The sequence below is a fragment of the Enterobacter cloacae complex sp. P13B genome, from assembly GCF_014895915.1.
GTDB classification, from domain to species: Bacteria; Pseudomonadota; Gammaproteobacteria; order Enterobacterales; family Enterobacteriaceae; genus Enterobacter; species Enterobacter bugandensis.
In genome coordinates this window covers 1-20,847 of sequence record NZ_JADBQN010000035.1, presented here as the reverse complement: position 1 = coordinate 20,847, position 20,847 = coordinate 1, and the positions used below count along the sequence as shown (strand labels likewise).

Sequence of the window (20,847 nt, the reverse complement as noted above, 5' to 3'; positions counted from 1 at the left end):
ACAACAAAATAAAATTAGAATTTCTAAATACAAATATTTTATTATTTCAAATTAATAATTCATCATATTAATAAATTAATCCTGTAAGTCGCCGTGACAAGGAGGGGGTAACTGTTTGCATAAACCTTGATCTGACCCACAGCAAGAACCACTGCACTTTGTGCTAAAAGTAGGCATTACGGGCCAACCGGCAACTATTCACCTTATCTTCGGGATAATACATGCAGGCAGATCGGTCAACGCAGCGTGCTATCACGCGGCTCTGTATTCAGTGCGGTCTTTTTCTGCTCCAGCACGGCGCGGAAAGCGCGCTGGTCGAGGAGCTTTCAACCCGGCTGGGGCTGGCGCTGGGGATGGACAGCGTTGAGAGCGCTATCTCGTCCAACGCCATTGTGCTGACCACCATTAAAGACGGGCAGTGTCTTACGTCCACCCGTAAAAACCACGACCGCGGCATTAATATGCACGTTGTAACCGAGGTCCAGCACATCGTCATCCTGGCTGAGCATAAGCTTCTCGATCTCAAGGAGATTGAAAAACGTTTTAACCAAATCAAGCCATTACGTTATCCACGCTGGCTGGTCGTGCTCATGGTGGGGCTGTCATGCGCCTGTTTTTGTAAGCTCAATAAAGGCGGCTGGGACGGCGCGATCGTCACCTTTTTCGCCAGCAGCATCGCCATGTACGTGCGCCAGCTGCTGACGCACCGGCAGCTGCACCCGCAAATTAACTTCTGCATTACCGCGTTTGTTGCCACAACGGTGTCTGGCCTGCTGCTGCGCCTGCCGCAGTTTGCCGCTACCCCGACGATTGCGATGGCCGCCAGCGTGCTTCTGCTGGTGCCGGGCTTCCCGCTGATCAACGCCGTTGCCGACATGTTTAAAGGGCACATCAATACCGGGCTGGCACGCTGGGCTATCGCCAGTCTGCTGACGCTTGCGACCTGCATCGGCGTGGTGATGGCGATGACGCTGTGGGGGTTACGAGGATGGGCGTGATAGATTTTCTGCTGGCGCTGGCACAGGACATGGCCCTGGCGGCCATTCCTGCCGTCGGCTTTGCGATGGTATTTAACGTTCCGCAACGCGCTCTGCCGTGGTGTGCACTGCTGGGCGCAATTGGCCACGGCTCGCGAATGGTGATGATGACGGCGGGCTTTAACATCGAATGGTCGACGTTTATCGCCTCTATGCTGGTCGGCAGCATCGGTATTCAGTGGTCGCGCTGGTATCTGGCGCATCCGAAAGTGTTCACCGTCGCCGCCGTTATCCCGATGTTCCCCGGCATATCTGCCTATACGGCGATGATTTCCGCGGTGAAAATCAGCCATTTTGGCTACACCGAGCCGCAGATGATTCTTCTCCTGAGCAACTTTCTTAAGGCGTCCTCCATCGTCGGTGCGCTCTCTATCGGGCTGTCAATACCCGGGCTATGGCTCTACCGCAAACGCCCGCGCGTTTGATATTTGTGTTATTTCGCTGCCGTGGAGATAATCTTTCTGGTCCGTTTGGTAAAAATAAGGAAAGGATGTGGCTAACTCTGGCAGCGAACACCCCGATCACAGTGAAGAATCGAGCCTGAAAGAGAAAATTTTTCAGAGTGCTATCGCGCTGTTTGCCGAATTTGGACTGAACGGCGCCCGCATGGAGCAGATCGCGGAGAAAGCAGGTACCACCAAACGCATGGTCGTTTACCATTTTAAAAACAAAGAAAATCTCTACCTGCTCGTCCTGGAGTACGTTTACACCCAAATTCGCGCTAGTGAAAAGGCGCTTAGCCTGGCGGATATGCCTCCCGTCGAAGCGCTGGTCCATCTGGTTGAAGCCACCTTTGACTATCATGCCGACCACCCGGATTACATCCGCATTATCTGCATGGAAAACATGCAGCGCGGCCGTTTTATGCAGCAGTCAAACTATCTGCGGCAGGTCAACCGCAGCGCGCTCGACCTGCTGGAAGGCATCCTGCGCCGGGGCAAAGAAAAACAGCTTTTCAGCCAGACGGTTGACGCCCGCGACCTTCACCGTCTGATCAGCAGCTTCAGCTTTCACTACGTTGCCAACAGCTACACCTTCACCCTGCTGTTTGAAGAGGGTGCAGACGAGCAGGCCCAGCGCCAGCACTACCGTAAAATGGCCGTTCAGGTGGCGCTGCGTTATACTTGCCCCTAAAATTGCTTGCAATTAAATCGCACGCAATCTATATTCATTTCATGAACGCAAAAACGAACGACACGACCGCTGCGCTCCTGCTGGATAACCAGCTCTGTTTTGCCCTCTATTCGGCAAATCTGGCGCTTAATAAGCTGTACCGGCAACTGCTGGCGCCGCTAAACCTGACTTACCCGCAATATCTGGTGATGCTGGTGCTGTGGGAGCAGGATGACGTGACGGTGTCGGACATCGGTGAACGGCTGTTCCTTGACTCCGCAACGCTGACGCCGCTTCTGAAGCGTCTGGAAAGCGCAGGGCTAATCAACCGCCACCGCTCGCGTAAAGATGAACGTCAGGTCGCCGTCACGCTGACTGAAGCCGGACGTGAACTTCAGCAGCAGGCACTGGGTATCCCACACGCGGTGGGGTGCGCCGCACAGTGTGATACCGACACCATGCTGGCGCTCAAGCAGCAGCTGGAACTTTTGCGACAACAGATTCAACGCGCGTAAGGCTATACTTTACGCGTTCTTATCTACCCATATACATCGCACGCTATTTAATAGCACATATAAAGCAAGATGAGGAACCTGCCATGTCTTTAGAAAAAGTTGTTTATACCGCCAAAGCAAAAGCAACCGGGGGCCGTGACGGCCGCGCGACCTCTTCCGATGGAGTTCTGGACGTTAAACTGGGCGTGCCCAAAGAGATGGGCGGTATGGGTGGAGAAGTCACGAACCCTGAGCAGCTGTTTGCTGCGGGTTACTCTGCCTGCTTCCTGGGCGCGATGAAGTTTGTGGCGGCTCGCGACAAATTTACCCTGCCAAAAGAGGCGTTTATTGAAGGCGAAGTGGGTATCGGCCCGCTGCCGACCGGTTTTGGTATCGAAGCAAAACTGAATATCCACGTTGAAGGGATGGATCCTGCGGAAGCCAAAAAGCTGGTCGATGCGGCGCATATCGTTTGCCCGTACTCTAACGCGACCCGCGGCAACATCGACGTGACCCTGAATATCATCGCGTGATAACTGCCTGATGGCGCTGCGCTTTTCAGGCCTACGATTGTAGCCCCGGTAAGCGCAGCGCCACCGGGGAAATCCCCTCCATCCCCTCCCCTCTCTGTGCTACCATAAGCCCATATCACGCCCGTAGTAATCAGTTGAGTAAGCGTTATGTCCTCCAGAATTCTGACCACCAGCATTGCTGGCATTGATGCCTTTATGCGCGACCCACGCGGTGTGTTGACCCACGCCGAAGGTGGCACGGTTGCGGTTTTTGCCGACAACGCGCCGGCGTTTTACGCAATCACGCCGGAACGTCTGGCGCAGCTTCTGGAGATCGAAGCGCAGATGTCACGTCCGGCAAGCGACGTCACGCTGGATAACCAGTTTTTTGAAGAACCGGTTAATACCCCGCTAACCGTTCCGATGGGCAAATTTGTCCTGTACGCGGGCTGGCAGCCTGACGCAGATTTTCAGCGGCAGGCAGCATTGTGGGGCATTGCGTTAACTCAGCCAGCCACCGCGGAAGAGCTCGCCGCGTTTATCGCCTGGTGGCAGGCGGAAGGCAAAGTGTTCACCCACATTCAGTGGCAGCAAAAGCTCGCGCGTCATCTTCAAATTACCCGCGCCAGTAACAATGGCCAGCCTAAGCGCGATATCAACACGTTTTCAGAACCGGATAAACAGATCCCGAGTGGATTCCGAGGTGCGAAATGAAGAACGTCGGCGACCTGATGAAACGTCTGCAAAAAATGATGCCAGCCAACGTGAAGCCCGCCTTCACCACGGGTGAAGAGCTGCTGGCGTGGCAAAAGGAGCAAGGTAAAATTCGTGCCGCCGCGCTCGCCCGCGAAAACCGGGCGATGAAAATGCAGCGCACCTTTAACCGCTCCGGTATTCGTCCCCTGCATCAGAACTGCTCGTTTGATAACTATAAAATTGAGACCAGCGGGCAGATGAACGCGCTTGCCGCCGCGCGTCAGTACGTGGATGAATTTGACGGCAATATCGCCAGCTTCATTTTTAGCGGCAAGCCGGGCACAGGTAAAAACCACCTCGCGGCCGCCATCTGCAACGAACTGCTTCTGCGCGGTAAATCGGTCCTCATTATCACCGTGGCCGATATCATGTCCGCCATGAAAGACACCTTCAGCAACCGTGAAACCAGCGAAGAGCAGCTTCTTAACGATCTGAGCAATGTCGATCTACTGGTCATCGACGAGATTGGCGTTCAGACCGAATCCCGTTATGAAAAGGTCATCATTAACCAGATAGTCGATCGCCGCTCTTCGTCAAAACGTCCCACCGGGATGCTGACGAACCACAACATTGACGAGATGACCCGCTTACTGGGCGAACGCGTCATGGACCGCATGAAGCTGGGCAACAGTCTGTATGTCATCTTCGACTGGGACAGTTACCGCAGCCGCGTCACCGGCAAAGAGTATTAAGACAGTTCCAGGAATCGCCAGCAGGGCGCAGGTATATACTGGAACCCCTTCCGGCCCAAAACGGACCTTTTTGAGAAAGCCATTATGAAAAAACAGATTCTTATCAGCACCTTTTTAGGCGCGCTGCTGGTTACCGGCGCAGCACAAGCGGCTTCGTGGCAGGAGTCCCTGTCAAGCGCCGCGAATGAGCTGACCAAAGAGAGCAGCAGCGCCCAGGGCGGGCTCTCGGCCTCTTCTCTCACCAGCCTGCTGAGCAACAGTTCCCAGAGCCTGAGCGCGGGCACGATGAACAACGCGGCGGGGATTCTGGAATATTGCGCTAAGCAAAAGCTGGCCTCGGTGACCGACGCGCAAAACGTGAAAAACCAGGTGCTGGGTAAACTGGGTCTCGACACGCAGGAGCAAAAAGCGGATACCAGCTATATGGACGGCATTCAGGGCCTGCTTAACGCGCAAAACGGCCAACAGCTGAATCTGAGCACCCTCGGCAACTCCGCCCTGGCAAAAAAGGTGAAAACCAAAGCCTGCGATCTGGTGCTGAAACAAGGCGTTAATTTCATCTCCTGATCTGCCCCATTTTCTGCCACAACACGCCGCGTTTAATGCGATAGGCTTGCATCGCGGCGTTAAACGAGCGTTTTTCCTACCTGCCACCGTCTCAGCGTCCGTTTGTCAGGATGCGACCATCCTCATAAAAACGATTTTATAAACCAAATCCTAACAACAGCACACTTTCGTGACACTAAAATTGCAGCTAAACGACATCGCCATTACATTGTCTTACCAAAAATAAACAGTTAGCCAGCGAAGCACCTGGCGTCATGAGGATATGCTGTTGTCAGAATTCATCTCTCTTATCCTTTTTCTGGCTTCCGTCGGCGTTTATGCCTGGAAAGCCGGCCGTAACACCTGGTGGTTTATCGCCACGCTGGTGGTGCTCGGCATTTTTATCGTTTTAAACATTACCTTATACGCCAGCGATTACTTCACCGGCGACGGCATTAACGATGCTGTGCTCTACACCCTGACGAACAGCCTGACGGGCGCGGGAGTAGGTAAATACATCCTTCCGGGGCTGGGACTGATCGTGGCGCTGGTGACGATTTTCGGCGCGCTCGCCTGGGTGCTGCGCCGCCGTCGCCATCTTCCTCACCATCATGGCTACAGCCTGCTGGCGCTTTTCCTGGCGCTGGCCTCCGTTGACGCCAGCCCCGCGTTTCATCAGATCACCGAGCTTGTAAAATCCCAGTCGCGCGACGGCGATCCGGACTTCGTGGCCTACTATAAAGAGCCGTCGAAAACGATCGCCAACCCGAAGCTCAACCTGGTCTACATCTACGGTGAAAGCCTGGAGCGCACCTACTTTGATAACGATGCGTTTCCGAACCTCACGCCGGAACTGGGCGCGCTGAAAAACGAATGTCTCGATTTCAGCCACACCATGCAGTTACCCGGCACGGATTACACTATCGCCGGGATGGTGGCCTCCCAGTGCGGTATCCCGCTGTTCGCACCTTTTGAAGGCAACGCCTCCGCCTCGATGTCGACGTTCTTCCCGCAGAATATTTGCCTGGGCGATATCCTGAAAAACTCCGGCTATGAAAACTACTTTATGCAGGGAGCAAACCTGCGCTTTGCCGGAAAAGATGTGTTCCTGAAATCCCACGGTTTTGACCACCTGTATGGCTCAGAAGAGTTAAAAACGACGGTTGCCGATCCCACCTACCGCAACGACTGGGGCTTCTATGACGATACGGTGCTGGACGAAACCTGGAAGAAATTCGAGGAACTTTCCCGCGCCGGGAAGCGTTTTTCTCTCTTTGCGCTGACGGTAGATACGCACCATCCGGACGGGTTCGTCTCGCGCACCTGTAAGCGAAAAAGCTATGACGTGGACGGCAAAAACAACAAGTCTTTCAGTGCGGTGACCTGTAGCCAGGAGCACATCGCCGCGCTGGTCGAGAAAATCAAAGCCTCGCCCTGGTTTAAAAACACCGTCATCGTCGTATCGTCTGACCATCTGGCGATGAAAAACAGCGCGTGGGACCAGCTCAGCAAGCAGGATCGCAGCAACCTGTTCTTCGTGCTGCGCGGCGACCAGCCGCAGCAGGAGTTAATCGCCACCAAACGCAACTCCATGGATAACGGCGCAACCGTGCTGGACATTCTGGGGGGCGACAACTTTATTGGCCTCGGGCGCAGCACGCTGTCGGGGCAATCCCTGTCGGAAGTGTTCCTCAACATGAAGGAGAAAATCCTCGCCTGGAAGCCCGACATCATCCGCCTGTGGAATTTCCCGAAAGAGATGAAAGACTTCACCGTCGATCGGGATAAAAACACCGTTGCCTTCTCCGGCAGCAATTTCCGCCTGCCGCTGCTGGTGCGCGTGTCGGATAGTCGCGTCGAACCGCTGCCGGAAAGCGAGTATTCCGCGCCGCTGCGCTTCCAGCTGGCCGATTTCGCCCCTCGCGATAACTTCGTCTGGATTGACCGGTGTTACAAAATGGGTCAGCTCTGGTCGCAGCCGCTGGCGCTCTCTACGGACTGGTGCGTCTCTCAGGGCCAGCTTGGCGGGGAGCAAACCGTGCAGCATGTCGACAAAGCCCAGTGGAAAGGCAAAACCGCCTTTAAAGATACGGTGATTGATACGGCTCGCTATCAGCACAACATCGACATGCTGAAAATCGTCGACAACGACATCCGCTATAAAGCGGACAGCTTTATCTTTAACGTGGCCGGCGCGCCCGAAGAGGTGAAGCAGTTTAGCGGCATCTCCCGTCCGGAGTCGTGGGGACGCTGGTCAAACGCGCAGCTGGGCAACGAGGTGAAAATCGAGTACACCCATCCGCTGCCGGAACAGTTCGACCTGGTGATCACCGCCAGGGCTTATGGACCCAATGCCAACAAGCCCGTCCCCGTTCGCGTGGGAGATCAGGAGCAGACGTTAACGCTTGGAAACGACGTGAGCACGCACACGCTGCACTTTGAGAATCCTTCGCGCAGTAATACCCTGGTGATCGTACCGCCGGACCCGCAGTCCACGAATGAAGGGAATATCCTTGGGCACTCACCCCGCGAGCTTGGAATCGGCATGGTCGAAATCAAAATCGTCAGCAAGGCGGGTTAAGACGCGTCGCGCCCGGCGTTCTGCCGGGCGCTTATGAAAATAAATAATCCTATAATATTCTTATAAATTAGATTAAAACACTTTATATAAGCCATTTTTATCTATAAATATCCCGCCAAAATCCAGATCCGTAAAATTCCAAGCTCCTGAAATCACCACGGAGCGTTACGCACGTTTATCATGCTAACCGGCTATAAGTTCGAATCCATCCGGGCACTGCGCAGTGAAAATGTGATTGCCTGGGAGGTATTGTCCACGGCAAAGCCCAACGTCAATCTTGAAGATTACTTTGGCTCGCTGTCGGCGACGCAGCGTAAAGCGCACTTCTTTGTGCAGCTTCGTCACGCCATGTTTTGCAAGGATGGCGACAAGTATTACCTCAATGCAGCATCGGATTTACTGCTGGAAACGGACTTCCTCGACAGGCTAAAAGAAGAAACCCCGTGCCCGGAGAAACTTGCTATCGAGATCACCGATCTCCATACGATGGTCCAACTCGACGATACGCAAAGCCAGGCGCTGAGGAAATGCATCGCGACGCTCCATCAGTGGGGGATAGAAGTGTGGGCAGACGATGTCTGCGAAGACCTACTTCCCGACCTGCTGACCAGCCAGATCCGCTTCTGCGGCATCAAAATTGACAAACATACCTTCTGGAACGGACGGACCGAGCAGGCGAAGTTTCTGCATCTCACCCGCGAGTGCAAGCGCGTCGCCAGCAAGGTGCTGATCGAAGGCATCGAAACCGCGGGTGATTTCGCGCTGGCCTGCGCGAGCGCGGCCGATTACGGCCAGGGCTATCTGTGGGGGAGAAAATGACCCCTTTCATTTTGAATGCTGGCGATCGGGTCATCGTTCTGCGCGGCAACGCCTGCTTATGGCCTTGCCCCACCTTTTGCTGCCATACCCTGGCAGAATGCCATCAAAAACGCTGCCTGCTGGACGCTCAGTCATTCGCTTTGTAATTGCACTGTTACTCACGTCAGGAAATAAGATCATGAAAATTATTCCCACCGCTGTATGTTGTTCCGCTCTCCTGCTTCCTGCTGCTGCGATCGCCGCAGACAGTACCGCAAGCGCGACGATGCACGTATCACTTGAGGTCGTGAAGTCGTGCACCCTCAAAGCCAACGACCTCAACTTCTCGCGTCACGGCTCCGATGAGTCGAGCGAAATCCTGGCCAAAACGCAGGTCGATATCGTCTGTACCAACGGCACGCCGTTCACCCTCACCGCCACCAGCCCCGACGGCGAAAGCGGCACCTTCTGGCTGAAGCCGGAAAACGGCGAAACCGGGGCGCAGAAGATTGCGTGGAAACTCTTTGCTGACGAAGGCAAACAGAAGCAAATTAACGAGACGACTGGTCTGGACGATACCGGCAACGGTGCGGAACAGGAAGAAACGCTGTATGGCGTCATTGACGCCGGGGCGCTGACAACCGCCCAGGCAGGGAACTACAGCGACGATATCACGTTAAAACTGGAGTACTGATCGTGCGTCGCTACCTTCCCTGCTTCATTTTGTGGCTCATGATGCTGGCGCTGCTGTCGCGCTACGCGCTGGCCGCCACGCTTCAGGTGGCCCCGGTAACGCTCGATCTGCAGAGCGACCAGCGGGCGGCGGCGGTCTATCTCACAAACAGTGGGAAAGCGGCCATCAATGCGCAGATTCGGGTATACGAATGGACGCAAAAAAACGGTAAAGATGTGCTGGTGTCCACCGGGGAGGTGGTCACCAGCCCGGCGATGACTTCACTGGCGCCGGGCCAGCAGCAACTGGTGCGCATTATCGTCATGCAGCCCGGCATCCGTGCGCAGGAGCAAAGTTACCGGCTGGTTATTGACGAACTGCCGGACGCCGCGTCCCGTGCCGCCAACCCCTCCGCGGTACACTTCCTGCTGCGCTACTCGATTCCGGTGTTTATTGCCGGGAGCCAGAGCGCGCCCGTCAGCCACGATGCCCTGAGCTGTGAGCAGGCAGACATACCGGCCACTCTCCGCTGCTTTAACGCCGGAAACCGCCACATCCGCCTGAGCCACCTTGAGGCCCTGACGGCCGATGGGAAGGTTGTCGGGTCGATTAAAGGCCTGGCGGGCTATGTGCTCCCGGGACAAACCGCCCTTTTATCGCTCAAGCAGCCCACACGTCACGCGCTCAGCTCGCTGCGCGTCTATCTTAATGATGACCATCATGCCAGCCAGATACCCCTGCGCCCGCTCGCTTCTCGCGCTCCTGTTTTGGCTACCGCTCATGCTGTCAGCCCGGACTGAGCCCGCCGACACCGTGCAATGGCTGGCCATTACCGTGAACCACGCCCCGCGAGGCGAGCTATGGGCCTGCCGGGTGGTGGATAATGCGCTATGGATAAGCCGCAGCGACATGAAAAAGCTGGGGCTTCACGCCCCGGACGATCGCGCAGAGTGGGTTGAGCTGACCTCCCTGCCGGGCCTGAACGTCAATCTCGACGTGCTGTCCCAGCAGGTGTCGATTACCGCAGAGGCAGACGCGCTCGAGGGCCAGCAGCATCTGACCGTCTCAAGGCCCACGCCGATGTACCGCTATCCTGATGCGCAGCCCGTCAACGCCTATACGCTCGGATATGCGCTCTACGCCAGCGACGTGCAAGGGAAGCGCCAGCTTAACGCCCAGACCATGCTGACCGCGTCCGGTGGGCTACCCGGAACGTTCAGCAGCAGTTTTTCAAGCCATGTCGGGGAGGAAAACAGCGCCGGTCGACCGACCCATACGCGTCTCGAAACCCGCTGGCAGTGGGACAACACCGACTCGCTGACCACGCTGGCGCTGGGCGACAGCGTCACCACCGGCACCGGCTGGAGCCGACAGGTACGCTTTGGCGGGCTGCACTGGGCACGTAACTTTGAGCTCAATCCCCAGCTCAATACCGAACCGCGCAGCCGCTACAGCGACACGGCCGTGCTGCCTTCCACGGTCGATTTGTATATCGACGGCCTTAAGCAGAGCAGCCAGCGCGTCACGCCGGGAGACTTTCTACTGGATACCCTGCCCTCCTTCACCGGAAGCGGACAGGCGGAGGTGGTCATTACCGATATCAACGGCCAGCGTCGCACCGTACAGCTCGACCTCTACGGCGCGCCGGGCATGCTGGCGGAAGGGTTCAGCAGCGGTTCGCTGGACATCGGCTGGATGCGCGAAAACTACGCCCTGCGCTCCGACGACTATGCCGCCTCGCCGCTGCTGGACGCGGGCTGGCGCTATGGGGTGAATAATAGCCTGACGCTAGCGCTGCATACGGAACAGCAGCGCAGGCTGCGCAACGTGGGTATGGGCACTGACTGGCTGGTCTCTCCCGCCGTGGGGGTGGTCAGCAAGCACGTTGCCGTGAGCGACAGCCCTTACGGTCAGGGCGTTCAGTGGGGCCTTGGCTGGCAGTGGAACGGCAGGGGAACGAGCATTTCTGCCAGCACCGTCCGTACCGAGGTGGATTTCGCCGACAACGCCCGCATGAGCGGTGCCGCGCCCGTCAGACGCAGCGACAGCGTTTGGGTAAGCCAGTCCATCCCCCACTTCGGTACCGTGGGCGCGGGCTGGGTACAGCAGAACATTCAGGGCAGCACAGAGCGTTACCTCAACGCCTCCTGGTCGGTATCGCTGCCGGCACACATCTCCACCACGCTGAGCTACACCCGCTCGTTTACGGACGCGTCGAGCCACGTTCAGTTGCTGCTTTCCGTCCCATTGGGTCGCGAGGACACGCTCTCCGCTCAGGTCAGCCGGGATACGCCGCGCATGGATTACCGCCACCAGCCGGACGATGAGGCCGGCGGCTGGTCATGGGAGCTGGGCCAGGGCTTCGGCGAACGACGTGAAAGATATGCGGACCTCGGCTACCTGGGCCGAGCGGGCGAATGGCACGTTGGGCTGCAGCAAGGTGCCAACCAGGGCAACCAGTACGCCTCCGCCGAAGGCAGCCTGACGCTGCTGGACGGCAGCCTGTACCCGCTGCGCTACATCCAGCAGGGCATGGCGCTGGTGTCCACCCACGGCATTGGGCACGTACCGGTAATGCTGGAAAACCGCCCGGCCGGTGAAACGGATGAAGACGGTTATCTCCTGCTAACCGACCTGCCGCGCTACCACAACAGCAAAGTCAGCATTAACCCGCTCGATCTGCCCGCCGATGTGATCGCCCCTGTTACCGACATGCATGCCAGACCGGGCAACAGCAGCGCGGTGAAAGTCGAGTTTAACGTCCATCACGCCGTCACGGTTCAGGCCCGGCTGGTCGACAGCCGCCGCAGGCCGCTCCCGCTGGGCAGCATCGTGTCAACGCCGCAGGGTGCCACCATCGTAGGACGCGACGGCTTTATCTGGCTTGAAGATCCGCCCCTGCCGGGCGAACTGGTGGTGAAGACCGGTGAGGGAGAGTGCCGGGTCACGCTTCCGGCGCCCCGTACCGCGTCATCTATACAGAATATCGGAGAACAACTGTGTCATTAAGAGCGCCGTTATTATTGCTGCTCGTCCTGTCCGTGAAGGCGATGGCGGCAGCCTGCTGGATAACCTCCATGCCCGCCATTAACTTTGGCAACGTCGTGGCGGGCAATACCACCTCCGTCAACACCGAGGTCAAATTTAGCTGCCAGGCCGACAACGAGGGCAGGACGGAATATATTAACGTCTGCCTGAGCAGCGTAGACGCCCCGCCCTTTGAGATGATCTCCCAGGGAGATCAGGAGGGGAAACAGTACACCCTCCTCTTCCGCCTGCTTAACGGCGCAGCGCGCTCTCAGGAGCTGGGGCCTGCCAGCAACGGGAACCTGATTCAGCAGACCCTCGCCGCGGAAAGCAATGCCAACGTCAGCGGTACCTTTCCGCTTATCGCTACCATTCCGCCAGGGCAAAGCCAGCTTCCGGCCTACCACTATTACAACTACAACATGAATCTGCGCATCGCCTGGCACAGCGCCCTGCGCCAGGACGCGCTGCAAAACTGCTCGGACGGTTCCGCAGAGGGGCAGCAGGTGCAGGGCGGCACCAGCGCGCAGGCCGAAATCAGCCAGGGGTGCTACATCGAGCGCGTGACGCCGCTTAACTTCGGCACGCTGACCAGCACCGCTACCCTGAGCCCGACGCGATCCTCCGCCACCCTCACCACGCGCTGTCCGGCCGGAACCGCGTTCACCCTTGCCATGGGAAAAGGCAACCATGCCAGCGGTAACCAGCGGCAGCTCTGCAACAGCGAGGGTCATTGCCTGCGCTACGGTCTCTGGCAGGATGAGGCGGCCACGCAACGCTGGGGAGATCAAAGCAGCGGCGATGCGCTGCAGGTCACCAACCCTGCAGGCGGCACCCAGAACTACACCGTTTACGGCGAGGTCCCGGCACAGCCGCTAATCGGCACCGGGGAGTTTATTGATGACGTGATTATCACGCTGACTTATTAAATCACCCAAAAACCTGTCTGGATCAATGTTATCGGTAACAGTGGCGTTAAAATAGCCAGCAATGCAGCCTTGAGGGCGTAAGCCTTTTTTCATTCATTATCTCTGTTTTTATTACAACAACTTATGAAATACCTGCTTGCTGACGCCATCGTCTATAACGACGAGGACGGCTCTGTTTCTCTTATCAATGCGCCGGATGAGGATGCGCAGCTCCTCACCTGCACAGCCAATACCATCATGAGGCTGCTGGTTCAGCATCATGGGAACGTGGTCGAACGGGAAACCTTTCTCCAGGAAGTCTGGGATCGGCGAGGGCTCCAGGGGTCTAACAACTCCTTAAACCAGTACATCAGCATTCTGCGCAAGATGCTGGCGACCCTGCTTCCCGACGCGCTGTTTATCGTTACCGTACCGAAAACGGGCTTTATGCTCAGCACAGACGTCACGGTCACTCCGCTGGAGGAGGCCCCCCCGATCGCCAAAACGGTGAAACCTGCATGGCGCGTTCGCCCGGAATGGCTGTTCTGCGGCGCGCTCACGCTGGTCGTCGTTGCGCTAAGCATCTGGATCGCGCTCATCAAGCCAGACGCACCGCAGCGGGAGATCCATCTGCTGACGCATATCGGCACCTGTCCGGTTTACACCTTTACGCCGCTGGCGGACGTGTTTCACGGGAAGGCGATTACGCTCGCGCAAACGCTTCAAAAGGACGGTCACCTTCCGTGCCTGAAAAATTCGATTTTCTACATGCACATTCAGAGAACGCTTTTCTACGGCCACGAAGGGCGGCTGGTGCTCTCCCAATGCTCCCTCACGCGGGGTAAAGCCAGCGCCTGTCGTACGCTTTACTATTACGAGTGGTGATATGAGACAGAAAAAAGTTTGGCTAATCCTGATCCTCAACCTGCTGCTGCTGGGCACAGCGCTGGCGTGGTATTTTCACACGCCTCCGCTGTCGGTAGCCTGCGACGGAAACCTGACGTTTACCGACGAGCGCGACAGCCACAATTTCACCTTTGACGGTGAGGTCATTATGCGCTTTCACCCCGACAAAACGGGGTACATCACGGTTAACGGCAACGTGGTGAATGCCCCGCGCAGCTGGGAGGTTTCTCGCCAGGAGATGTTTAAATGGCGTCACGTGGAGGACGAACTGTATGAGATCGTCATTCAAAAAGTGGAGCGCTTTAGCCATGACGCGATGCCGCCCGGGGTCTTTGAAAAATACGTTGCCGGCCTGACGCTGGGCAATAAAAGGCTTCTGACGATAGAGCGCACACCGGAAGACGCGCTGGTGATCAGCAATTTTTATTCGCCGGTGCTGATCTGCTCGGAATAATGTCGACGGGTCAGGCTATACTTGCCGCCATGACTATTCGCATTCGCCCCACCACCCTCAGCGACGTTGCCGCCCTGTCCGCCATTGAACGCGCGGCGGCCGGGCGATTCCGCGACATCCCGGAACTCGCCTGGCTTGCCGACGGCGAGGTCATTCCCGCTGAGCAACACCTCGACTATGCCGAACGCGGGCTTAGCTGGCTGGCGCTGGCAAACGACCAGCCCGTCGGGTTTGTCCTTGCCGAAGCCCACCCGTCATCACTGTTTATTGTCGAACTCTCGGTTGATCTGGACTGGCAGGGAAAAGGGATTGGCAGACAGCTCATCGCCTGCGTGGCAGATTGCGCCCGTAAAAGGGGGCTGACCGCGCTGACGCTGACGACGTTCCGGGACGTGCCGTGGAATGCGCCGTTCTATGCGCGGCTGGGGTTTGAAATGATGACGAGGCTGACGCCTGAATTGCGTGAAAAACGCGAAGAAGAGACGGCGCACGGTTTCGCGTATGAATCGCGCTGCGCCATGCGCCTGCCGCTTTGATATCGCCCGGTGGCGCTTCGCTTACCGGGCCTACAACAAGCTTCCGTTGGCCGGGTAAGGCGTAGCCGCCACCCGGCACAACGCGCTGGATCAGAACGTTTCCCAGTTATCGCCCGCGTCCGCCGTCGCGACTTTACGCGACATCACCGGCGCGGCAACGCTTTTCGCGGCAGCGAACTCGCGCGCCTTCATCTGCTCCTGCTGAATGCGGAACACTGCCACGGCCTGCGTCAGACGGCTTGCCTGCTCTTCCAGCGCCGCCGCCGCTGCGGCAGACTCTTCCACCAGCGAGGCGTTCTGCTGGGTCACGCGATCCATCTCCGCCACCGCCAGGCCCACCTGGTCGATACCGCGGCTCTGCTCGTCGGACGCAGAGGCAATCTCGCCCATGATATCGGTCACGCGGGTCACCGCGTTCACGATCTCACCCATGGTTTCACCGGCGCTTTCCACCAGCGTTGACCCCACTTCCACGCGGCCCACGGAGTCTTCAATCAGGCTCTTGATCTCGCGTGCCGCCTGGGCGCTGCGCTGGGCCAGGTTACGCACTTCTCCTGCCACCACCGCAAATCCACGGCCCTGTTCGCCCGCACGCGCCGCTTCTACCGCCGCGTTCAGCGCCAGGATGTTGGTCTGGAAGGCAATGCCGTCGATCACGCTGATGATATCGGCAATTTTCTGCGAACTGCCTGCGATGTCACGCATGGTTTGCACCACGTTGTCCACCACCTTGCCGCCCTTCTGCGCGGTCTCAGACGCGCTTAGCGCCAGGTGGCTCGCCTGACGGGCGTTCTCGGCGTTCTGCTTAACGGTCGCCGTCAGCTGCTCCATGCTGGCAGCGGTCTCTTCCAGGGAAGCGGCCTGCTGTTCAGTACGGGAAGAGAGGTCGTTATTGCCCATCGCGATTTCGCTCGCGCCGCTATAAATAGCGTTCGCGCCGTTACGCACGTCGCCCACGGTACGCACCAGCTCGCCCTGCATATGACGCAGCGAGTCGGCCAGTTCGCCCATCTCGTTAGAGCCTTCCACGTCGATGCGCTTCACCAGGTCGCCGCTGGCGATGTGGCGGATATTGTCAATGAGACGCGTCAGCGGAGAGATCAGCGCCTGCTTGATACCCAGCCAGACGGCCACAATCACCACCAGCACGGCAACCAGCACGCTGATCAGCACCCAGATAGCCTGAGTGTAAGAGCTGTTGCTGTCTTCAACCGCCATCTGGTACAGCTTGTCGTTCTGCTGCAGGTAGCTCACGTACTGCTTCTCGAATCCATCCTGGTAGCTCTGGGTCGGCTGGTCGAAGAAGGCGTTGATTTTGCCCGCCCCCAGCAGCTGAATTAGCTCAGCCAGCGCACCGTGGTAGATATCGTAGTTACGTTTAATTTCCAGCGCAGCGGCGTCGCTCTGACGCGGGTCGCGCGGCAGGGCTTCATAGTCAGCCCAGTTTTTTTCCGCCTGTTTCAGCGAGGCAGACGCAATCTGCATCAGATCGTTAACGGTCGCGCCGCTGCCGATATTGTTCTGATCCATCATGTAGCGGATGCCCGCGCGGTTCAGGGTATTACGGGTTTGCAGCAGCGCAACCCAGCTCCCGTTAAGGGTGGATTGTTGCTGACGAATGGTTTGCAGGACGGTGAAATTCTCTTTGTCATTCTTCAGAGCATTAAAGAAAAGACCACCGGATGTGAGTTGTAAAAGGCCAAATATCGCTAAAACCAGCATTAAGCTGGTGACAATCTTGATACGGTTTAACATGTTTTCTCTTTCCATCAGACAGATAACAGAATTTTCGGCCTGATAAGGGAAAACTTTACAAAAAACGCACTCTTTTCGTGCAAAAAAGTCGCGCAATCGCGTTTCACACCCGCACAGTGAAGCCAATCACATTTCTTCTCCCCATTTTGCGACGCTGCGGGCCCCGCCTTTTCTTAACCCACTGAAATATCTACCCTTCCGCCGACATCAATATAAAAACAATATCAATAACCCCGTCAATCATATTGGAACCCCAATCAACGGCACCCGAAAATGTAAGGAGATAACCCGTTAAGGAGTAGTTATGTCCCGTTCCGTCTTTACTGATTCCCCGTTTGAAGCCGCTGAAATCCTGCGCGCGGCTAAACCCGGTTTTACGCCCCGCATCGCGATGATCCTCGGCTCGGGTCTCGGCGCGTTAGCCGACAGGCTGGAAAATAAAACCGTTGTCTCATACGAAAAGCTGCCCGGTTTTCCGGTCAGTACGGTCATTGGCCATGCGGGCGAAGTGGTGATGGGGAGCCTGCACGGCGTCAACCTTATCTGCATGAAGGGCCGTGGGCATTTTTACGAAGGCGTCGGGATGGGCATCATGACCCACGCGGTACGCACCTTTAAGCTGCTGGGATGTGATTTCATGCTCTGCACCAACGCCGCCGGCTCCCTGAACACCGACATTCCAGCGGGTTCGCTGGTGGCGCTGAACGACCACATCAATACCATGCCGTCCACGCCAACGGTGGGTCCCAACGACGAACGCTTTGGCCCACGCTTTTTCAGCCTGGCGAATGCCTACGACAAGACGCTTCGCGAACGCCTGCACGTCACGGCAAAAACTCTCGGCCTGACGCTGCATGAAGGGGTGTTTGTCTCCTACCCTGGCCCCAACTTCGAAACGGCAGCAGAGATCCGCATGATGCAAAGAATAGGCGGTGACGTCGTCGGTATGTCAGTGGTGCCGGAAGTGATTGTTGCCCGCCACTGCGGCCTGCGCGTGCTGGCCGTCTCCGCGATTACCAACATGGCGGAAGGTCTGAGCGACGTTGAACTTTCCCATGAGCAGACCCTGAAATGCGCTGCCATGGTCACAGATGATTTTATTCGTCTCATCAGCGAGTTTGTGAAGCACTACCGCTGATCGTTATCCACAGACGGGCATCCGTGCCCGTCAGGAGAATACACATGTCTGATAACAACTATTCTCGCGGCAGTTTGAACGCCGTATCCTACCTCAGCTACTACTTTGTCGGCGCGCTGGTATCGACGCTCGGGATTGTCCTCGGCCCTCTGTGCGCGGCCTTCAACAAAGATCCGAGCTTTATCGGCCAGGTATTTACCCTGATGAACATCGGCATGTTTGTGCCGATTATGCTCGGCGGCCTGCTGATGAAAAAATGGGGGCTGCAAAAACCGCTGGCCATCGCCGCCGCGCTCACCCTCGTCGTGAGCATCGTGCTGTTTACGCACCCGACCCTGACCCTGTTCAGCGTGGCGGTCGCCCTGATGGGGGCCTGCGGCGGGATCTTCATGACTATCGGCAGCTATCTGGTGGTGCGCATTAATCCCGATGAAAAAAGCCGTTCTGCCAGCCTGATTTTCACCGATTTCTTCTTTAGCCTTGCCGGGGCAACGCTCTCCTTCCTGTTGGCGTGGCTTTTTAAGCTTGGCGCAAGCTGGATGGCGATGTATGCCATCATGGGGGCGCTGGGTGCGCTGATGCTGGTTCTGGTGCTGCGCGCTCGCTTTCCGACGACAGAAGCGGCAACACCCGTTGAAGCGTCTTCGCCGGTGGCTGAACCCTGGGGAATGTCGGTATGGCTGATTTGCCTTTCGCTGTTTCTGTTCCTGCTGGCCGAGCCCATCTTCACCATGTGGACGCCGGGCTATCTGCAATGGCGCTTCGTCATGCAGCCTGAGCAGGCAGCGCTGTTTACAACCGTTTACTGGGTCACCAAAGCAACCGGGCTGTTCATCAACCAGTTCACCGTCAAGCTTATGAAGCTGCGTACCTTCCTGCTGATCTGCACGGTTGTCGGGATGATCTCCATTGCGCTTATCGCCAACAGTGGCAGCACTACGGCGATCCTGATTGCCTACGGCTGCTTTGGCTTCTTTAACTCTGGCCTGTTCTCCGGGCTCATGAGCTACGGTTCGCTGCAGGTGAGCCGCAGCTCGCCAACGCTGATCTCCGCTCTGCTGACCTGCGGCACCGTCGGCACGCTGCTGTTCGCCACCGTATCGTCGCTGGTGAACAGCCGCTTTGGCCTGCACGGTGCGGTGAATGCCGCGACCGTCGCCTACGCTGCCCTGCTTCTGGTGCTGCTGTGCGCGGTTATGCGCAGCCGGGCCGAGCGTTTGCATCACTCAACCGCCAGCGCGGTTTGACAGACCAGGGAGAGGACGGCAACAATGGCGGCAACCTCTCCCTTACCAGCCATCCTCATGAACGATTCTGCTCTCCTCAGCCGCGTGCGCATGCGCATGCTACGCTACTTCCAGGTTCTGGCCGATGAACTGCACTTTGGCCGCGCAGCGGCCAGGCTGAATATCTCCCAGCCGCCGCTAAGCATGCAGATTAAAGAGCTTGAAACCCTGCTCGAGGTTGAGCTTTTCGAGCGGACGAGCCGTAAGGTCGTGTTAACCCACGCGGGAAAAATATTGAAGGCCGAGGTCGACCGGCTGCTGAGCGCTGCCGAACAGTCCCTCAACTACGTTCAGCAGATTGGCCGCAGTGAAAAACAGCATATCAACATCGGCATTATTGGCAGCGCCATCTGGGGAACGCTGCTTACCCGGCTTAAGACGCTGCACGAGCAGTACCCCAACGTCCACTGGACGCTGACAGAGCTCTCTCAGCAGCAGCAAATAGAGGCGTTGCGCGCCCGCACGATTGATATCGCCATCAACCGCAACGTCATCCCCAACGCCGAGGTCAACATTCGCTGCCAGCTCATTTCGCGGGAAACCATGCGCCTGGCGGTGCATGAAAACGACCCGCTGGCGAAACGCAGCCGCGTATCGCTGGCGGAGCTGGCGCAGCGCCCCTTTATCTCACTCTCCTTTAACCGGGGCGACTTCGCGCGTCAGGTATACGACGCCTGCGCGGAACATGGCTTTCAGCCGCTGATTGCCCAGCAGGTCTTTGAGCCGCAAACGGTGCTGGCGCTGGTCAGCGCGGCCACGGGAGTGGCGCTGCTGCCGGAAACCTGCGCGCTGATCCACTGGCCCGGCGTCACCTTTGTCACGCTTGAAGAACAGATTCCCGCCGACCTGTACGCTCTGTGGTACGACGCCCCTCTCCCCGAGCTGTTCAGCAACGTCCTCGCGGCATTACGCGGATGAGCTACTCCTCATCCCCGCGCGCGGCAATGTGACGATTGCCGAGGGTAATGAACTCTTCCAGCAGCGCCGTCAGCTGCTTCATCTTCTCCGGGGTGTATTCCGCCTCAATCTGCTGATACGCCTCTTCCACCTGCGCCTGGGCGTGCTCGTACAGCGCATTTCCCTCTTTGGTCAGCGACACGTACAGCTTGCGCTGGTCGTTCACCGGCTTTAAGCGCAGCACCAGGCCGTCGCGCTCCATGCGCGTCAGAATGCCGGTCAGGCTCGGGCGCAGAATACAGGTGCGAAACGCCAGATCGTGAAAATCCATCGACGGATGTTCAGCCAGCACGCGCACGATGCGCCACTGCTGCTCGGTGAGGTTATGCCGCTTCACAATCGGACGGAAGTACGACATCGCCGCTTCCCGCGCCTGCAAAAGCGCGATGGTTAATGAATCATGCATAGCCTCTCCCCTTCACATCATTAACAAGTAAACGATTCATAAAAGATGTTTTTATAAACAACACGTTTCCTGCCAGAAAGTCTAACAGAAACCATTCGTTTTTATTAATCAACTGATTTACATAGGATTAAAATCCATAATGTAAATTTATTGTTATTCATATCACAAATTCTTCACTTCTGATTGCGAAATAAACAGCAAAAGCATAAAACCAGATCATTAACATATTAATGAAATCATAACCCGGACCGTCGGGGTAAGGAGTAGGTGAA

22 protein-coding genes are annotated in these 20,847 nt (G+C 57.1%); 20 read left to right on the top strand and 2 right to left on the bottom strand.

Annotated elements, in window-relative coordinates; all coding sequences use genetic code 11:
- Positions 1–221 precede the first annotated feature (221 nt).
- The 17 genes from IM273_RS15690 (at position 222) to IM273_RS15610 (ending at position 15,033) form a co-directional block, all read left to right on the top strand.
- Positions 222–998, top strand: coding sequence for a threonine/serine exporter ThrE family protein (locus tag IM273_RS15690; protein ID WP_028015422.1), 777 nt, complete (start codon positions 222–224; stop codon positions 996–998).
- Entirely contained in the window at positions 989–1,462 is a 474-nt protein-coding gene (locus IM273_RS15685; RefSeq protein WP_041911301.1) for a threonine/serine exporter, read from the top strand. Before IM273_RS15690 ends, IM273_RS15685 begins: the two co-directional genes overlap by 10 nt.
- 67 nt (positions 1,463–1,529) lie before the next feature.
- A complete protein-coding gene (locus IM273_RS15680; RefSeq protein WP_028015420.1) occupies positions 1,530–2,171 on the top strand; it encodes a TetR family transcriptional regulator in 642 nt (213 codons plus the stop codon).
- Positions 2,172–2,212: 41 nt separating this feature from the next.
- Positions 2,213–2,665, top strand: coding sequence for a MarR family winged helix-turn-helix transcriptional regulator (locus IM273_RS15675; protein ID WP_028015419.1), 453 nt, complete (start codon positions 2,213–2,215; stop codon positions 2,663–2,665).
- Between the two features lie 83 nt (positions 2,666–2,748).
- A complete protein-coding gene (locus tag IM273_RS15670) occupies positions 2,749–3,177 on the top strand; it encodes an organic hydroperoxide resistance protein (protein ID WP_013095463.1) in 429 nt (142 codons plus the stop codon).
- A 147-nt stretch (positions 3,178–3,324) separates the two neighbouring features.
- Positions 3,325–3,870 carry a primosomal protein DnaT gene (dnaT, locus tag IM273_RS15665; RefSeq protein ID WP_028015418.1) on the top strand — a complete coding sequence of 182 codons (546 nt, stop codon included), beginning with the start codon at positions 3,325–3,327 and terminating at the stop codon, positions 3,868–3,870.
- Positions 3,867–4,604 (top strand): DNA replication protein DnaC, encoded by a 738-nt coding sequence (gene dnaC, locus IM273_RS15660; protein ID WP_028015417.1) that lies wholly within the window; start codon positions 3,867–3,869, stop codon positions 4,602–4,604. The genes dnaT and dnaC overlap by 4 nt, the downstream gene beginning before the upstream one ends.
- Positions 4,605–4,688: 84 nt before the next feature.
- Positions 4,689–5,171 carry a DUF2501 domain-containing protein gene (locus IM273_RS15655; RefSeq protein ID WP_063942913.1) on the top strand — a complete coding sequence of 161 codons (483 nt, stop codon included), beginning with the start codon at positions 4,689–4,691 and terminating at the stop codon, positions 5,169–5,171.
- 268 nt (positions 5,172–5,439) lie between these two features.
- Positions 5,440–7,731, top strand: a complete 2,292-nt coding sequence (opgB, locus tag IM273_RS15650) for a phosphatidylglycerol--membrane-oligosaccharide glycerophosphotransferase (protein ID WP_193051519.1) — start codon at positions 5,440–5,442, stop codon at positions 7,729–7,731.
- Positions 7,732–7,911: 180 nt separating this feature from the next.
- Complete coding sequence (locus IM273_RS15645) at positions 7,912–8,550, top strand: EAL domain-containing protein (RefSeq protein ID WP_059357839.1); 639 nt, start codon at positions 7,912–7,914, stop codon at positions 8,548–8,550.
- A gap of 178 nt (positions 8,551–8,728) precedes the next feature.
- Positions 8,729–9,223 (top strand): spore coat protein U domain-containing protein, encoded by a 495-nt coding sequence (locus IM273_RS15640; protein ID WP_028015413.1) that lies wholly within the window; start codon positions 8,729–8,731, stop codon positions 9,221–9,223.
- Positions 9,224–9,225: 2 nt separating this feature from the next.
- Entirely contained in the window at positions 9,226–10,002 is a 777-nt protein-coding gene (locus tag IM273_RS15635; RefSeq protein WP_028015412.1) for a molecular chaperone, read from the top strand.
- The gene (locus IM273_RS15630) at positions 9,923–12,211 is read left to right on the top strand and encodes a fimbria/pilus outer membrane usher protein (protein WP_226841172.1); all 2,289 of its coding nucleotides are present in this window, start codon (positions 9,923–9,925) and stop codon (positions 12,209–12,211) included. Before IM273_RS15635 ends, IM273_RS15630 begins: the two co-directional genes overlap by 80 nt.
- The gene (locus IM273_RS15625) at positions 12,202–13,158 is read left to right on the top strand and encodes a spore coat U domain-containing protein (RefSeq protein ID WP_028015410.1); all 957 of its coding nucleotides are present in this window, start codon (positions 12,202–12,204) and stop codon (positions 13,156–13,158) included. The genes IM273_RS15630 and IM273_RS15625 overlap by 10 nt, the downstream gene beginning before the upstream one ends.
- 123 nt (positions 13,159–13,281) lie before the next feature.
- Positions 13,282–14,022, top strand: a complete 741-nt coding sequence (locus tag IM273_RS15620; RefSeq protein ID WP_193051520.1) for a winged helix-turn-helix domain-containing protein — start codon at positions 13,282–13,284, stop codon at positions 14,020–14,022.
- A gap of 1 nt (position 14,023) precedes the next feature.
- Positions 14,024–14,497: a hypothetical protein gene (locus IM273_RS15615; protein WP_028015408.1), complete on the top strand. Its 474-nt coding sequence runs from the start codon at positions 14,024–14,026 to the stop codon at positions 14,495–14,497.
- 29 nt (positions 14,498–14,526) lie between these two features.
- Entirely contained in the window at positions 14,527–15,033 is a 507-nt protein-coding gene (locus tag IM273_RS15610) for a GNAT family N-acetyltransferase (RefSeq protein WP_193051521.1), read from the top strand.
- A gap of 90 nt (positions 15,034–15,123) precedes the next feature.
- Here the strand turns inward: IM273_RS15610 and tsr are convergent, their stop codons facing one another.
- Complete coding sequence (gene tsr, locus IM273_RS15605; protein ID WP_028015406.1) at positions 15,124–16,788, bottom strand: methyl-accepting chemotaxis protein; 1,665 nt, start codon at positions 16,786–16,788, stop codon at positions 15,124–15,126.
- A gap of 304 nt (positions 16,789–17,092) precedes the next feature.
- Between tsr and xapA the strand changes: the two genes are divergently transcribed.
- From xapA to IM273_RS15590, 3 genes are read left to right on the top strand one after another with little or no spacing between them, the layout of a single operon-like run.
- Positions 17,093–17,926 carry a xanthosine phosphorylase gene (gene xapA, locus IM273_RS15600; RefSeq protein WP_193051522.1) on the top strand — a complete coding sequence of 278 codons (834 nt, stop codon included), beginning with the start codon at positions 17,093–17,095 and terminating at the stop codon, positions 17,924–17,926.
- 44 nt (positions 17,927–17,970) lie between these two features.
- Complete coding sequence (tsgA, locus tag IM273_RS15595; protein ID WP_193051523.1) at positions 17,971–19,173, top strand: MFS transporter TsgA; 1,203 nt, start codon at positions 17,971–17,973, stop codon at positions 19,171–19,173.
- Between the two features lie 57 nt (positions 19,174–19,230).
- The gene (locus tag IM273_RS15590) at positions 19,231–20,130 is read left to right on the top strand and encodes a LysR family transcriptional regulator (RefSeq protein ID WP_193030298.1); all 900 of its coding nucleotides are present in this window, start codon (positions 19,231–19,233) and stop codon (positions 20,128–20,130) included.
- 1 nt (position 20,131) lies between these two features.
- On the opposite strand, the gene hpaR is transcribed toward IM273_RS15590, so the two are convergent.
- Positions 20,132–20,575, bottom strand: a complete 444-nt coding sequence (hpaR, locus tag IM273_RS15585) for a homoprotocatechuate degradation operon regulator HpaR (protein WP_063942918.1) — start codon at positions 20,573–20,575, stop codon at positions 20,132–20,134.
- Positions 20,576–20,847 lie beyond the last annotated feature (272 nt).

What these genes read in the sequence shown, in the direction of transcription:
- IM273_RS15690 (WP_028015422.1), top strand. Translation starts at nt 222, where the DNA reads ATGCAGGCAGATCGGTCAACGCAGCGTGCTATCACGCGGCTCTGTATT.
- IM273_RS15685 (WP_041911301.1), top strand. Translation starts at nt 989, where the DNA reads ATGGGCGTGATAGATTTTCTGCTGGCGCTGGCACAGGACATGGCCCTG.
- IM273_RS15675 (WP_028015419.1), top strand. Translation starts at nt 2,213, where the DNA reads ATGAACGCAAAAACGAACGACACGACCGCTGCGCTCCTGCTGGATAAC.
- IM273_RS15670 (WP_013095463.1), top strand. Translation starts at nt 2,749, where the DNA reads ATGTCTTTAGAAAAAGTTGTTTATACCGCCAAAGCAAAAGCAACCGGG.
- dnaT (WP_028015418.1), top strand. Translation starts at nt 3,325, where the DNA reads ATGTCCTCCAGAATTCTGACCACCAGCATTGCTGGCATTGATGCCTTT.
- dnaC (WP_028015417.1), top strand. Translation starts at nt 3,867, where the DNA reads ATGAAGAACGTCGGCGACCTGATGAAACGTCTGCAAAAAATGATGCCA.
- IM273_RS15655 (WP_063942913.1), top strand. Translation starts at nt 4,689, where the DNA reads ATGAAAAAACAGATTCTTATCAGCACCTTTTTAGGCGCGCTGCTGGTT.
- IM273_RS15645 (WP_059357839.1), top strand. Translation starts at nt 7,912, where the DNA reads ATGCTAACCGGCTATAAGTTCGAATCCATCCGGGCACTGCGCAGTGAA.
- IM273_RS15640 (WP_028015413.1), top strand. Translation starts at nt 8,729, where the DNA reads ATGAAAATTATTCCCACCGCTGTATGTTGTTCCGCTCTCCTGCTTCCT.
- IM273_RS15630 (WP_226841172.1), top strand. Translation starts at nt 9,923, where the DNA reads ATGCCAGCCAGATACCCCTGCGCCCGCTCGCTTCTCGCGCTCCTGTTT.
- IM273_RS15620 (WP_193051520.1), top strand. Translation starts at nt 13,282, where the DNA reads ATGAAATACCTGCTTGCTGACGCCATCGTCTATAACGACGAGGACGGC.
- IM273_RS15615 (WP_028015408.1), top strand. Translation starts at nt 14,024, where the DNA reads ATGAGACAGAAAAAAGTTTGGCTAATCCTGATCCTCAACCTGCTGCTG.
- IM273_RS15610 (WP_193051521.1), top strand. Translation starts at nt 14,527, where the DNA reads ATGACTATTCGCATTCGCCCCACCACCCTCAGCGACGTTGCCGCCCTG.
- tsr (WP_028015406.1), bottom strand. Translation starts at nt 16,788, where the DNA reads ATGTTAAACCGTATCAAGATTGTCACCAGCTTAATGCTGGTTTTAGCG.
- xapA (WP_193051522.1), top strand. Translation starts at nt 17,093, where the DNA reads ATGTCCCGTTCCGTCTTTACTGATTCCCCGTTTGAAGCCGCTGAAATC.
- tsgA (WP_193051523.1), top strand. Translation starts at nt 17,971, where the DNA reads ATGTCTGATAACAACTATTCTCGCGGCAGTTTGAACGCCGTATCCTAC.
- IM273_RS15590 (WP_193030298.1), top strand. Translation starts at nt 19,231, where the DNA reads ATGAACGATTCTGCTCTCCTCAGCCGCGTGCGCATGCGCATGCTACGC.
- hpaR (WP_063942918.1), bottom strand. Translation starts at nt 20,575, where the DNA reads ATGCATGATTCATTAACCATCGCGCTTTTGCAGGCGCGGGAAGCGGCG.